This window comes from Candidatus Kryptonium sp. (genome assembly GCA_025060635.1).
In the GTDB taxonomy this organism is placed as follows: Bacteria; Bacteroidota; Ignavibacteria; order Kryptoniales; family Kryptoniaceae; genus Kryptonium.
Genome location: JANXBN010000009.1, coordinates 14400 through 29684 on the forward strand (window position 1 = coordinate 14400; position 15285 = coordinate 29684).

10 protein-coding genes are annotated in these 15285 nt (G+C 37.9%); 1 reads left to right on the plus strand and 9 read right to left on the minus strand.

The features are described 5' to 3' along the window. Positions 1 to 52: 52 nt before the first annotated feature. The 5 genes from NZ923_10115 to NZ923_10135 all read right to left on the minus strand — a co-directional run bounded on the left by NZ923_10115 (position 53) and on the right by NZ923_10135 (position 7223). Entirely contained in the window at positions 53 to 1933 is a 1881-nt protein-coding gene (locus tag NZ923_10115; protein MCS7230372.1) for an ABC transporter ATP-binding protein/permease, read from the minus strand. Beyond that, positions 1896 to 2678, minus strand: a complete 783-nt coding sequence (locus NZ923_10120) for a glycosyltransferase family 2 protein (GenBank protein MCS7230373.1) — start codon at positions 2676 to 2678, stop codon at positions 1896 to 1898. The genes NZ923_10115 and NZ923_10120 overlap by 38 nt, the downstream gene beginning before the upstream one ends. A 2-nt stretch (positions 2679 to 2680) precedes the next feature. Further along, positions 2681 to 3697: a hypothetical protein gene (locus NZ923_10125; protein ID MCS7230374.1), complete on the minus strand. Its 1017-nt coding sequence runs from the start codon at positions 3695 to 3697 to the stop codon at positions 2681 to 2683. Then, a complete protein-coding gene (gene leuS / locus NZ923_10130) occupies positions 3687 to 6173 on the minus strand; it encodes a leucine--tRNA ligase (protein ID MCS7230375.1) in 2487 nt (828 codons plus the stop codon). The genes NZ923_10125 and leuS overlap by 11 nt, the downstream gene beginning before the upstream one ends. An 87-nt stretch (positions 6174 to 6260) precedes the next feature. After that, a complete protein-coding gene (locus NZ923_10135; protein MCS7230376.1) occupies positions 6261 to 7223 on the minus strand; it encodes a site-specific integrase in 963 nt (320 codons plus the stop codon). Between the two features lie 132 nt (positions 7224 to 7355). Between NZ923_10135 and NZ923_10140 the strand changes: the two genes are divergently transcribed. Next, entirely contained in the window at positions 7356 to 8270 is a 915-nt protein-coding gene (locus NZ923_10140) for a cation diffusion facilitator family transporter (protein ID MCS7230377.1), read from the plus strand. On the opposite strand, the gene NZ923_10145 is transcribed toward NZ923_10140, so the two are convergent. The 4 genes from NZ923_10145 to NZ923_10160 all read right to left on the minus strand — a co-directional run bounded on the left by NZ923_10145 (position 8257) and on the right by NZ923_10160 (position 15264). Next, entirely contained in the window at positions 8257 to 10314 is a 2058-nt protein-coding gene (locus NZ923_10145; GenBank protein ID MCS7230378.1) for a TonB-dependent receptor, read from the minus strand. The genes NZ923_10140 and NZ923_10145 overlap by 14 nt on opposite strands. A gap of 11 nt (positions 10315 to 10325) precedes the next feature. Next, complete coding sequence (locus NZ923_10150; GenBank protein ID MCS7230379.1) at positions 10326 to 13520, minus strand: glycosyl hydrolase; 3195 nt, start codon at positions 13518 to 13520, stop codon at positions 10326 to 10328. Positions 13521 to 13598: 78 nt separating this feature from the next. Next, complete coding sequence (gene ychF / locus NZ923_10155) at positions 13599 to 14693, minus strand: redox-regulated ATPase YchF (GenBank protein ID MCS7230380.1); 1095 nt, start codon at positions 14691 to 14693, stop codon at positions 13599 to 13601. 19 nt (positions 14694 to 14712) lie between these two features. Further along, positions 14713 to 15264 (minus strand): hypothetical protein, encoded by a 552-nt coding sequence (locus NZ923_10160; GenBank protein ID MCS7230381.1) that lies wholly within the window; start codon positions 15262 to 15264, stop codon positions 14713 to 14715. Positions 15265 to 15285: the final 21 nt, after the last annotated feature.

Sequence of the window (15285 nt, forward strand, 5' to 3'; positions counted from 1 at the left end):
CTCCATTTTTGTTTTCACACGACTTGGTAAACAAAATATGGGAAAGAAATCTTTAAAGATTAAACTGCATTTCATAGAGTTTTCTGTAAAGTCCATCTTGCTTTATGAGTTCTTCGTGCCTTCCTTGTTGAACGATTCTCCCATTCTCAAGGACAATTATTCTATCAGCATTTCTTATTGTTGAAAGTCGGTGGGCTATTACGAAAACCGTCCGATTTTTCATCAATCTTTCAATCGCCTCCTGCACAAGGATTTCAGATTCAGCATCAAGGTTGCTTGTTGCTTCATCAAGGATCAAAATTGGTGGATTCTTAAGCAAAGCTCTTGCTATAGAAATTCTCTGTCTTTGACCACCTGAAAGTTTCGTCCCACGCTCACCTATCACCGTGTCGTATCCTTGTGGAAGTTGCATTATGAAATCATGCGCATTCGCTGCGATCGCAGCTTCAATTATTTTTTCCATCGGATAGTTTTCAAGACCATATGCAATGTTGTTTTTAACGGTATCATTGAATAAAATCGTTTCTTGCGTAACTATCCCAATCTTATCACGCAATGATTTTATCTTTAACAATCTCAGATCAATTCCATCAATTAAAATTCTTCCCTTCGTTGGATCATAAAACCTTGGGACCAAGTCAACAAGTGTTGATTTCCCAGCGCCACTTGGTCCGACAATTGCAAGTATTTCGCCTTTATTAACGATGAGATTTATGTTTTTAAGCACAAAATCACCATTTCTTTTTCCATCGTAAGAAAACCAGACATCCTCAAAGACAATTTTATCTTTGAACTCTTTAAGTTCAATTGGATTCTCAACCTCTTTTATCTCTGGTTCAATATCAAGTATCTCAAAAACTCGCCTAGCTGCAGCTGTTGATTCTTGGATTCTGTTATTTACAGTTGTAAGTTCCTTAACAGGTCGCATAATTTGAAAAATTGCTATTAAAAATGTCAAAAACTCGCTTGCTCTCATCGTCCCGAGTTCAAGCACTTGCATGCCACCATACCAAATTATAACTACTCCAGCTATAACGCTTAAAAATTCAGTTATCGGAGGTGCAAGGTTTCTTATCCTCGCAATTTTAAGCAATGACTTGAAATATCTCCAAGTTTCCCTTTGAAATTTTTTATTCTCAAATTCTTCCATTCCAAACGCTTTCACGACCTTAACTCCAGTTATCGTCTCCTGAAGCACGGAGGTTATATCAGCCATCCGCTCTTGCGTGGTCCAACTTTCCTTATGTATTCTCAAACCGAGATTACTTATAAAATAAAGAGCAAACGGGAAAACAAGAAGCGATATCAGAGTCAACTGCCAACTTAACGAAATGGCTATCCCGAGAAAGACGATGATCAAAAGAGGTTCCCTTATTAGATTCAAAAATGTCGCGGAGATGCCATGATTTATCACTGCTACATCATTTGTTATCCTTGAGATCAAGTTGCCGGTCCTTTCGGCGGTAAAATAGTTAAGCGAAAGCGTGTGAAGATGTTCGTAAACTTGATTTCTTATGTCCTTTATAAGTCCTTGTTCAACATAAGCCATGAAATATGCCTGAAGATATCCGAAGACATTTTTAAGAAGAAACGCGATTATTATGACGAGACAAATTTTTAACAATGCTTCAGAATGAGTGCCAGAGAAAACATATTTAAATAAGAATCCGAAAAACTCCTTTTTCATCTCGTTGAAGAATCCCGTCCCAGAAGAAGCACCTATTTTCCCCAGTGCAGACATGTAGTCCTGAGAGAAAAGCGTTTCAAGAAGTGGAATGGCAAGATAAATTGATACACCACTGAAAATTGAAAACAATATCGTGAAAAAAATAGAAAGAACAAGATGTTTCCAATAAGGTCGCACATAACCCAGCACTCTAAAAAATACCTTCAAACTACCCATTGAATTTGTCCTTCGCTCTTGACTTGACATTTTGCGTTTCCCAAATTTTCATATATGTTTGTAGTTTCGTCATCGCATGGTTTAAAGAAACCATCAATCCGTAAACCCCATCTAAAAAACCACGCTTTAAAATAAAATGTCCTAAAAAAGCAAAGAAAGGAACGAAAATTATGTGATACCATCTTACCTTTTTGCCCGACTTTTCTTCAGCGCTTAAACTTGAATAGCGATTTATCTTCTCAAATGTCTCAAACAAATCAACATGCGTCAAATGTATCAAACCTTCCTTCAAATACCCCGTTTTTCCATTGACGATGAATTTCTCGTGAACCTTTCGCAAAGTGACACTTCCTTTTCCCCTCCTGAAAAGACGAAGTTGATAGTCAGGATACCAACCGCACGATTTTATCCATTTGTCAAGAAAAAAATTTTTCCTTGGGATGTAAAATCCGTCGTATTCAGTTTCGTTTTCAAGCGTCTTTTCAATTTCTGCTCTCAGCTCTTGTGTAACCCTTTCATCTGCATCTAAACTTAAGATCCAATCTCCAGTTGCTTTCTCAATCGCAAACTGTTTTTGGAGCGCATACCCTTCCCATTTCTTCACGAAGATTTTATCCGTGTATTTTTTCGCTATCTCAACTGTTTTATCTTTGCTTTCTGAATCAACGATGATTATCTCATCCGCCCATTTAACACTTTCAAGGCAATCTCCAATGTTTTTCTCTTCATTTCCGGTAATTATCACAACGGACAATGTTTTTCTGTTCTTTTCCATCTCTATGCGCCGAAACCCAAAATTTTTGGAATTCCTAAAACCCCATCAGGATAATCGTCGCTCGTCAATTGTCTCATTTTCTTTTCAAAAAGATCGTAAAGATAAATTTCGGATTCGTTTTCAAAACCCTTATCAAAAATTATCTGCGTGTCGTTTATGAACCTGAAATTAAAAAGCCCGTTTCCGGAGTTTATTCGGTTGAGGATCCTTTTTTCAACATCAAAGAAATAAATTTCGCCTGTTTTCACATTTCTTCTCTCAACTGCTTCAGGTGTGATGTTTACAATTCTAAAAACTAAATATGTCCCATCTGAATTCCAATCAAGTTGTTCAATCTTCCAACTTGTCTCAAAAATTTTAAATTCATCAAGATCACTGATCAAGTAAATCTTTTTGACGCCAAGCGTAATGTCTTCCCTTATTTCAACTCTCCTTTTACCATTTGGTGCGATCATTTTTAAATCAAGCGTTTCCTCAGGAAACTCCCCCTTTCTCCAGTCGTATTCTTTCTCTTTCGTGTAGAGCAATTCTCCATCTGAACTAAATCCGTAAATTTCAAGTTTGAAGTTTTCGTTGGTTTGATAGCCACCACTTATTCTGTGAACTTCAACTGTATCAGAATTTAACCATCGTATTTTAACGCTCCACGAGTCTTCAAATTTTTTCAAAAGAGCTACTTCGCCAGTTGCAACATCAAAAAGATAAATTTGAGGATTTTTTATTGTTAGAAATCCTGCACCAATTGTTCCCTCAAAATCAGCTGTTTTAAAAAGTGCGATATCGCCAGCAGGGGAGAACTTTATCTCCCAAACGCTTGCAAATGTATCAGGAAGAATTTTCTCAATTTTATAATCGTCTAAATTGATCCCGTAAATTGTCGGCACCGAATCCCTTTGCGAGATGAAATAAACATAAGAGACATCCGGCAGACCTTGAGTCACTGGAACTTTTTTAATTTTTTGCTTACACCCAAACGCAAATGTCAAAAGAACACACAAGACAAAAATTTTAATCTTCACAGGCAATGCTCACGAGTTTATTTTTCACGACGACAATTTTTGATATCTTCTTTCCACTTAAATACTTTTGAACTCCAGCATCGTTCAAGACGATATTTTTAAGCGTTTCATCGTCAAGATCAATCGGTACTCTTATTCTTGCTCTCACTTTTCCGTTAACTTGTGCAACAACTATAACTTCTTCTTCCTTCAATGCGTTTTCATCAGGTTCAACCCATTTGCTCCCGACGAACAAACTTTCTTTTTCACCCGAGATCTCCCAAAGCTCCTCCGCAAAATGTGGAGCAAGTGGAGCGAGCATTATGATAAATCTCTTCACACAGTGGACGAAAACCTCTTTCGTTAAATCATCGTAGAGATTTGCTTCAAACTCCGAAAGCAAATTAAAAAGCTCCATAAGTGAAGAGATAGCGGTGTTAAAATTAAATGTGTCAATATCGTTCGTTACCTTCTTTATCGTTTTGTGCGTTTTTCTGTAGATTGCTTTAGCATAATCACTAAGCGCGTCAATCTCGTATTTATCCTTTGGCTTTACATTTCTCAACAATTCCTTATTTTCAAGGACGAAGTTATAAACTCTGTTAACAAATCTCCACATCCCATTTATGCCTTCATCGCTCCAATCGCCCCCTTCATCATATCTTCCCATAAACATAAGATATAACCTGAAAACATCAGAGCCATATTTACTTACAAAGTCATCCGGGTTTACAACATTACCTTTGCTCTTTGACATCTTTGCTCCCTTATTCGTGATCGTCCCTTGGTGATACAAGCTCAAGAATGGTTCATCAAATTCAAGATAACCAGCGTCTCTCAAAGCTTTAGTTATAAATCTTGCATATAGCAAGTGCATCGTTGCGTGCTCTGCTCCGCCGACATATTTATCCACAGGACACCAAATTTTAACGAGCTCTTTATCAAAAGGCGCTGTGTCAAGATGTGGCGTTAGATAACGAAGGTAATACCAAGATGAATCAACAAATGTATCCATAGTATCTGGATCTCTTCTTGCGGGACCTCCACAATTTGGACAAGTAGTGTTCATAAATTCTTCGCATCTTGCAAGTGGGGATTCACCTGTCGGTTTGAAATCAACATTATAAGGTAATAAAACAGGGAGTTGATCTTCTGGAACTGGAACTTCACCGCATTTTTCGCAATAAACAATCGGGATCGGAGCACCCCAATATCTTTGTCTTGAAATCAACCAATCACGCAAACGATACTTTACAGATTTCCTCGCTATTCCTTCTTTGCCCAAATCCTCAACGATCTTCTCCCACGCTTCTTCGGAGCTCATACCGTCATATTTCCCCGAATTTATCATGATCCCAGGCTCAACATAAGCACTTTCAAGTTCATCTTCTGGATTTGTCCCAGGCTGAAGAATAACTTTTCTAATTGGGAGATTAAATTTTTTCGCAAACTCAAAATCTCTTTCATCATGTGCAGGAACGCCCATAACTGCACCTGTCCCATAGTGAATCAAGACATAATCAGCAATCCAAATTGGAATTTTTTCCTTAGTTGCGGGATTGATCGCATAAGAACCAGTAAATACACCAGTTTTTTCCTTTTCAGTTGAAGTTCTCTCTATCTCGGTTTCATGGGCAACGAAGTCAAGATACGCTTGGATTTGCTCTTTATATTCAGGTTTTACAATTTTTTCAACGAGTGGATGTTCTGGGGCAAGGACTACATAAGTTGCGCCGAAGATCGTATCAGGTCGCGTTGTGAAAACTGTAAACTTATCGCCGGTATCAGCAACAACAAAATCAATTTCCGCACCTATGCTCTTCCCGATCCAATTTCTTTGCATGATTTTCGTTTTCTCAGGCCAATCAAGCTTATCAAGGTCGTTTAAAAGTTCTTCTGCATATTGAGTGATCTTGAAAAACCATTGTGTTAAAAATTTTCTCACGACCGGCGTCCCACATCTCTCACAAGCACCATCAATCACTTGTTCATTTGCGAGCACAGTATTACAACTTGGACACCAGTTAACAGGACCTGGGGCTCTATAAGCAAGTCCCATTTTATAAAGTTGAAGGAAAACCCACTGCGTCCACTTGTAATATTCAGGTTTAGATGTATCTATCTCATGATCCCAATCATACATTGCACCGATTTGCTTCAGCTGTTGACGAATGACATTTATATTTTGTTGAGTGCTATCGTGGGGATGGATCCCTGTTTTAATTGCGTAATTTTCAGCAGGCAAACCAAAAGCATCATATCCCATTGGCTCAAAAACATCGTATCCCTGCATCTTTTTCAATCTTGCCCATGTATCTGTTGGTCCGTAATTATACCAATGTCCGATATGTAGCTTATCTGCTGATGGATAAAGAAACATAACAAGGCAATAAAGTTTACGCTTGGGATTTCTTAAATCAACCTTGTAAATTTTTTTCTCCTCCCAATATCTTCGCCATTTTTCCTCAACTTCTTGAAAAGGATAACGAACCTGCATCTCTTTTTCTTCACCTCAAAATTTATTTTTAAGTTTTACGGGCAAATAAAAATAAACATAAATAGCTTCAAAATTTTCGCTCAATTTTCAAAGCAGAGAAAGTTGCATTGAATCTTGCTTTTGCGGTGGCTTCCCGAGCTTTCCCTTCTGTCGGAAGTAAATCATCGCTGTTTCAATGCTACCGAGCCGTAATCTTTTCTTTAATTCCTCTGGTGTCGCTCCATTTTCAACCATTATCATAGCCGCTGTGTGTTTAAGAGAATAAGGGGTTAACTTTCTGTTTCTACCTTTTTTAACGCCAGATTTCTTTAAATACTCACTTATGATTATTCTAATTCCTTTGTTCGTTAATCTTTCACCCATATTCTTTGGACCCAAGCTCACAAACATCGGCTGATCTGGCTCCACAGGTTGACGCTTTCCACGAATGGTGAAGTAATCGTGAAGTGCCTTGACGACATCATCAGGAACTGGCACAACTTCATCCTTCACATCCTTTCCCTTGCCCTGAACATAAATTATATACTGATCATTAACGATCTTCAAATCTCCAACATCAGCATTTGAAAGCTCAAGTTCGCTCATTGCGCATCCAAGCATCATTTTAATCATCGCATAATCCCTATATCCTGCTTCATCTTTCTTTTCAACACTTGAAAGAAGTTGGTCTATTTCTTCCCAAGTCAAGAATTCCCTGCTGTGAGATGTGGGTCTTTTATTACCCGGGATTCTCTTAGCTGGATTTTTCTCTATGACTCCAATCACTTTAAGATATTCACAAAAGCGACGAAGCGCCGTTAGATATGTTGAAACAGAAACTGGGGAAAGCTTTTTTATATGCGTCAAATAATCTCTATATCTTTGGACATCTTCAACAAGGAAACGAAATTTCTTATCAACCGCAAACCATCTCAAAAACTCCCGCAAAGCCCTTGTATAGGTCCCTTTTGTGTCCTCGCGCTTACTTGAAAGTTCGTTTGAAAAATTTTCAAAGTGTTGCGTCAACTCTTCAAGTGTCATCACCACTGGCTTAAACTCATCCCTTATCATCTTCGCACAAAAACAAAATTACTTTTTTAAAAATTTACAAATTGAGCCAAAGATTTGCAAGTTGGAAAACTTCCTTTTAAATTTTTAACGCAATTTCCCCAGCGATTCACCTTTAACAAAAAATGATTGAAAATGAATGAAAAATTTACGCAAAAATTAAAATTCGTTCTGGTGATTTTAATTGTTTTCTTCGTGGTTGAATTAACGGCTGGATTTCTCACAAACAGCCTCGCTCTTATCTCGGATGCTGGTCATATGGTCACCGATATTTTTGCGATAGTGGTAAGCTTGCTTGGTTTTAAAATCGCCGTAAGTAGAAGCACAAAAAATAAAACTTATGGATTTTACAGAGCTGAAATAATCGCCGCTTTTATCAACGGGATATTGCTAATTCTGATTTCTGGTTATATTTTGATTGAAGCGTTTGAACGGCTGAAAAACCCACCTGTTGTTAAAGGATTGGAAATGCTCCTCGTTGCGACGGCAGGATTAATCGCCAACATCATTGCCAGTGCTATATTGTTTTCGGAGAGAAGGAAAAATCTAAATATGCGTGCTGCTTACCTTCATGTCTTAAGCGATGCTCTTGGTTCAATTGGCGCAATAAGCGCAGGAATTGTAATTATTTTAACTAAATGGTTCTACGCTGATATATTGGCAAGTTTTTTAATAAGCGCTATAATTGCTTACAATTCAATACGACTTCTCAAAGATTCAATTAACATACTGATGGAAGGAGTACCTTCTGATGTTGATATTGATAAAATCGCAAATGAACTTTTGAAAATACCCGAAGTCATAGCAGTGCACGATCTTCACATATGGACGCTCGCAAGCGGGAAAAACATATTAACCGCCCATGTCAGAGTAAAGGGCGAGATAGATAGAAAAAAGTTAAATGCATTACTAAACGAAATTGAAACCACCATCAAGGAAAGCTCAAATATAGAACATACAACAATTCAAATAGAATCAGCTACATTTGACGCCGAGTTCATAATTCCAGACATAAAAGAGAAAACAGCAAATAAACTCAATCAAAATTAAACTTAACTGAAGCACCTCCAAACCAATTCCTCGGAAGCCCGGGCTCAATATATGCGTAAGGAGTTTTTCTTTCTGGATTTACGAAAATTGAGGCGATATATTTCTTATTCGCCAAATTATTTACCCCAGCACCAAGAGATATTTCAAACTTCCCAATGTTTATCTCAAATCCAGCAAAGGAATTTACGATAACATAATCTCCAACTTTAATTTCGTTTGGATCATCCGCGAAGTATTTACCAACATAAACGATCTCTGAATTCAAATTGAACGGTTTAAATTCAAAGTTCAAACTTAAATTTCCCCACAAATTAGGTATCCCAGGAACGAGCTTGCCTGAATGATTCCCGAGATCGTTTTCATATTTAACATATTTTGCGTCAATGTATGTTAACGCAAAATCAAGGTTGATCCATTTTTTAAAATCAATTTTTCCACCGAATTCAAAACCATTTCTCCTTGACTCACCCGCTGAGAAAAACCAACTACCATTAGCGTAGGGAACTATTTCATTGTGGACGACAATTCTGAAAACCGAGAATGAATATAAAATTCCAGAGATTAAGAAATTATCAAGCCCAAAAGCGCCTTTGATACCAGTTTCAATTGTCTGAGAACTCATTGGTTTCAAAAATGGATTTAACGAAACATTTACAAGTTCAGGTGGTGGATCAACCTCGTTGAACGCGGGACTTTCAACACCACCGCTTAAAGTTAAATAAGCGGAATTGCTTTCGTTTACCCTAAACAAGAGGGAGATTGACGGTGTAAAACGCTCAAACAGAAGAACATCTCTGCGAGTTGTTCTCTTTACTCCAGCTGGATAGATTTCGCTAATATATCTTTGAAAATCATAACGACCTCCGAAACTCAACGTAATTTCATTTAGTGGTTTAAGCTCAACTCTTGCAAAAAAGCCACCTGAGCGAGCACCTTCTCTTTTGTTGGTCCTGAGCGAATCCCCTCTTTCACCGTTTTTCAAATTATAAAACAAAATCGTCCCATCTTGATATGAATCATCATAACCGATAAAAATCTTCGGCTTAAAGAGCATAGCTTCGTTTGAATAGGCATAGGTTAAACCTGTGCCGAAGAAGTAACGATTGAAATCGCGAAATGTGTTTCTCTCCGAGCGTTGCAAAACTTTTGGAAGAAAGTATAACCTAAAATCAAAAGTATGATTTTGCCCGAGCGAATTTGTTAAGTTAAAGCCAATTCTTCCTATGCGATTATATCTTCGTTCCTTTCGTTGCAGATAAACTTGATTTGCTTTTGATGGTTCAGATATAAATTCGTCAAATGTCAGAGGTCCTGGGATGTAAAAGAGATTTGAAACGAAGCCAGTTATGATCTTCAAATTTGTTTGTTTTCCAGCTCTTATTTTAAGAACAGAATAAATTTGCTTTTTGCTTAATTCGCTATTCTCTCTCCAACCCTTGAAATTGAACGAAGTCCCATAAACAATCACATCTCCATTTTCAAAGCGTGATCCAAGTTTGAAATTTGTTCGCAATAACCCAAAACTTCCAAAGGTTGAGTTTAACTCAGCGAAAGAGTTTCTCAACTTTGTTGTTTCAAAATTAACTATACCACCGGAAGCATTACCGAAAAGAGTTGATAAATTAGTGCGAACGATTTCAATTTTTTCAAATGAAGATACATCTATAAAATCAAGTGATGTCCTGCCATCTGGTTCAGTTTCTGGGAAGCCGTCAACGAGAATTTTAATACCTCTTATTGTCCCGGCGTTTGATTTATCGCCATAGCCACGAGAGCCGAAGCCCCGAACTGTTAATCTGACATCTTGGGCTCCGGCTCTACTTTGAACGAGCACACCTGGAACACTTAAAACATCAGAAAGAGAAAGTTTTCTTTTAAATCTTACATCGTTAAAATCAACCAAAGTCACAGCCATCGGTAAATTCAAAACCTCACCACCTGCACGATAAGCCACAACCTCAACCTCACCAAGATAATATGTTTTAACTGTATCCTGTTGAAATACAAAAATGGCTGAGACAACAAGTGAAATTAAAAAATTCATACTTTTTGAAGCTATTTTGTTTCAACTATGATTGCAGGTATCTCAAGATCTTTCATCGCGCGATTGAATTCAGGTATATCTTTCTCCACAACTTCCTTAAACTTGTTCAATTGAACATCAAGTCGCTTTGATAGATCATCAAAAACATCATACATTTGCTTTGGCGGTTTTGAATCAGCACTTGCAACAGCGCTTGCAAGCGATGCAAGTTTACCATTCAATTTCACAGGATGATTCAGAATATCTTGTGAGCTTCTTGCTTTGTTTTGAGTTATTTCGCTTTCAATTGATGTCAGTTTTTCTTTTAATTGCTTGGCGAGTTTCGTCACCCTTTCCTCGTTCTTTGTCCCCTTCGTCCTATCTACGAAGGAATCAATTTGCTTTAAAATGTCCCTGATCTTATTTACAGTTTTATTTGCTTCGCTTAGTTTATCTCTAATTTTGATTAGAAGATCAAATTGCGCTTTGAAGTCCTCGTCAGTTGCTTCAATTCTTGGGTCTTTCTTGATCTCAAACCATTGTGTTAAGGTTTTTCCACCGACAATTAGTTTAACTTGATATTTTCCGGGCACCGCTAATGGACCTCTCGTTGTTCCACCCCAGCTCCAGAAGCGAATATCTCTTAGATTCTCAGCGTCAGGATATCGCATATCCCAGACAAATCTATTCATTCCCGCTTCAGCTGAAACTCTTTCTGTCCTCGGACCTACAAATTCAAACTCATCTGGTTGTCGTCCATCTTCCGGTCTTTCAACTTTACTTGAAAACGACTTTATCAAAGCGCCTTTTTCGTCATAAAATTCAATCTTTACTTCATCCTTTGGTTTTTCCTTGAAATAATAATAAACGATCACACCATTTGGCGGATTTTGTCCAATAGTGGAACCTGGCGCTCTAAATCCTCCACCTCCACGCATTCTGTAAGCATCTCTCGGTTTGAAAAGATAAACATCCGATTTTGCAACCTCATCAGATAGCTGATAAAGAGGAGTTAGATCATCAAGAACCCAAAATGATCTTCCGTGAGTTGCAACGACAAGATCTTTCTCACGAGAATGCACAGCGATGTCATATATCGGGGTCACAGGCAAATTCAATTGAAGCGTTTGCCAATTTTCCCCATCATCAAAAGAAACATAGATTCCATATTCGGTTCCAGCGTAAAGTAAACCTTTGCGATTTGGATCAGCTCTTACAACTCGCGTGAAGTGAGTGTCCGGTATTCCATTAACAATTTTTTTCCAAGTTTTCCCATAATCCGTCGTTTTAAAAATATAAGGTTTGAAATCGCCGAGTTTATATCTTGTCACTGCAATATAAGCAGTTCCAGCATCAAAAGGCGATGGTTCAATTATACTTATCAAACTCCATTCAGGTAAATCTTTTGGAGTCACATTAATCCATGTCTTACCATTATCTGTTGAGACATGAACCAAACCGTCATCAGAACCAGCCCAGAGAACTCCTTTTTTAATTGGAGATTCAGCAAATGCATAAATTGTGCAGTAGTATTCAGCGCTCGTGTTATCTTTTGTTATAGGACCGCCTGATGGCGCTGTTTTTGAAGTATCATTTCTTGTCAAATCAGGGCTTATGACTTCCCAGCTCATTCCCTCGTCTGTGCTTCTGAAGACATGGTTAGCAGTAACATACAAAACATTTGGATCATGGGGAGAAATAACTATCGGAAATGTCCACGCAAAACGATATTTAATGTCTCTTGCACCACCTCCAATCGGTGATTCTGGCCAAACGCTGATATTTTTAACTTCTCTGGTTCTTTTATCAAATCTCGTCAAAAGTCCTCCATAACTTCCAGCATAAACTATATTCGGGTTATCAGGTCTAACTGCGATATATCCGCTTTCACCTCCACCAACCGGAAACCAATCAGTTATATCAATTCCAAAACCAGTTGTTCTGCTTGCAATTCCAACCGTTGTGTTATCCTGCTGAGCTCCATAAATAAAGTAAGGAAATTGGCTATCAACCGTGACATGATAAAATTGTGCTGTTGGATAATCTTGCTCTGTCCATGTCAAACCACCATTGAAAGTAACGGACGCACCACCATCGCTTGCGTGTATCATTATGTTTGGATCTTTTGGATTTATCCATAAGTCGTGATGATCAACATGTGGGGTTTGAATAACCGTAAATGTTCTTCCACCATCAACTGATTTTAGAAATTGAACATTTAAAACATAAACGACATCTGGATTTTTAGGATCGGCAAAAACATGCATATAATAAAAAGGTCTTTGCCAAAGACGCTTGTCATCGTTTACCTTTCTCCAAGTTGCACCGCCATCTTCTGATTTGAACAACCCACCATTTTCCGCTTCAACGAGAGCCCAGACGAGCCCAGGTTTAGCAGCTGAGACAGCAATTCCAATCCTTCCTTTTATACCTCTTGGAAATCCCGGGTTATTTGAAATTTCAAACCATGTTTCCCCTCCATCTGTTGACTTCCAAAGCCCACTTCCAGGACCACCGCTTGAAAGTGACCAAAAATTTCTATAAACTTCCCACAATGAAGCATAAATCACCCGTGGATTTGTTGGATCAATTACTAAATCAACAGCACCTGTCTTTTCATCTTTATAAAGAACCTTTCTCCATGTTTTTCCACCATCGGTTGATTTATAAACTCCACGATCAGGTGATGGCGCGAAGGGATTTCCAAGTGCAGCTACTAAAGCAATGTTTGCATCTTTGGGATGAATTCGTATCTTTGAAATAACTTTTGTCTCAGCAAGTCCGATATTTTTCCATGTTTTTCCAGCATCTTCTGATTTGTAAACACCATCTCCAATTATGATAGTATTTCTTAAACAAGATTCACCCATTCCAACATAAATTACATTTGGATCCGACTCAGCGACTGCGATTGCTCCAACCGAACTTGATTTAAAAAATCCATCTGAAATGTTAACCCAAGTGACTCCTCCATCTGTCGTTTTCCAAACTCCTCCACCTGTTGCACCAAAATAATAAGTCAATGGTTGATCGGGATGCCCAGCAACCGCAATTGAACGCCCTCCCCTAAATGGTCCAATTTCACGCCACTGCATTGCCCGATACAAACTCGTATCATATTTCAAGACAGTTGGTTTAACAGATGGAGCTGTTTTTCTCTGTGGAAAAACAGACGAAATTGAAATCAAAGATATCAAGACGATAAAAAGTAGTTTTACAAATCTCATTTTTTAACTCTTCCAATTTTGTTTTGAAACGAAATTTCAAATAATTTGACGAAGGGCAAAATTTAAAATGTTCCCCCCTTAAACCTGAAATCTAAACAACACAACATCCCCATCTTGAATCACATATTCTTTCCCCTCAAATTTAACAAGCCCATGCTCGCGAAGAGCGTGTTCAGAACCATATTTAACAAGTTCATCCCATCTCATGATCTCTGCTTTTATAAACCCTCTTTGAAAATCAGAATGAATTTTACCTGCTGCTTCATATGCAGTTGTCCCCCTCCTTATAGCCCAAGCTCTAACCTCGTTTTCATTTCCCGTGAAGAAAGTTATAAGATCAAGTATCTCATAACCAGCTTTTATCACCTTGTTTAAACCAGGTTCATCAAGTCCAAGTTCTTTTAAAAATTCTTTTCTCTCCTCCTCAGGCAATTGTGCGAGTTCTGCTTCAAGCTTCGCACATATCACAACCACTGGCACACCCTTACGCTCACCGACTTTTTTAACTTCATCAACATATTTATTGCCATTTATTCCATCTTCATCAACATTTGCAACATATATAAACTTTTTGTTCGTCAAGAGATGAAGTTCATCAATTAACGGTTTATCTTCATGATGATAAACGAAAGAACTTGCAAACTTACCCTCGTTTAAGTGCGATAGCAAACCCTCATAGATCGCAAGCTGATGCTGTGCTTTTTTATCTCCACTTCTTGCGACATTTTTGACTTTATCAATTCGCTTCTGAACTGTTTCAATATCTTTCAGAATTAGCTCAATTTCAACGATCTCAATATCTCGCACTGGATTAATATCACCATTGACATGAGCTACATTCTCATCTTCAAAACATCTCACAATATGAATTATAGCATCAACCTCGCGAATATGAGCAAGAAATTGATTTCCAAGCCCTTCTCCCTTGCTTGCCCCTTTGACCAAACCAGCAATATCAAAAAATTCAATCATCGCCGGTGTAATCCCACGCTTTGGCTTGAAAACCTTCTCAAGCTGAATCAATCTTTCATCTGGAACTGAGACAACTCCGATATTTGGATCAATAGTGCAGAAAGGATAATTTTCAGCGGGAACATTTGAAGATGTGAGCGCATTGAAAAGCGTTGACTTTCCAACATTGGGCAAGCCAACTATACCACATTTAAATCCCATAAAAAGTTATGTAAGATTTTCAATAATTTTCTTCTTCATCAAAATAATCCTCGTCAATATCCCTTTGGATATCCATATCTCTATCAGAGCGTCGTGCCCCTTTTATTTCCACACCGCGCATTATCTCCGCAAGAAACGAGAGATAAGCTCTTGGATCTTGCTTTGACATTTGAATTTTTATCGTGTTAATCAACTCATCAAGCGCACTAACGATATCCCTGCCAGAATAATTAAGTTCATTTTCCTCAATATACTCACCAATTCTTGAAATAATGTTCCAGTGAATTATATCTGAATCCTCTGTTAGTTCCTCCCTCATCTCTTCAAGCAATGTTTCAAAGGATTTAGCTTTTATCAAATGTGTTAATTCCTTAAGCGATGAAACAAGATATTCATCCGTCAGTCTATCCCCTTGATTCTGAAAAATTTTGTCAACCTCATAAATTGCATATTCAATCACGGGCAAAATTTCAATAGATTTCTCGCTTAGCTCTTTAAACTTCTTCGTTCCCCGAGCTGACCCTTTCTTTTTGCTTTTTTCTTTTGCGGATTTTTGCGTCTTCTTCGCCATAAATTACCTATTTCAATCTAA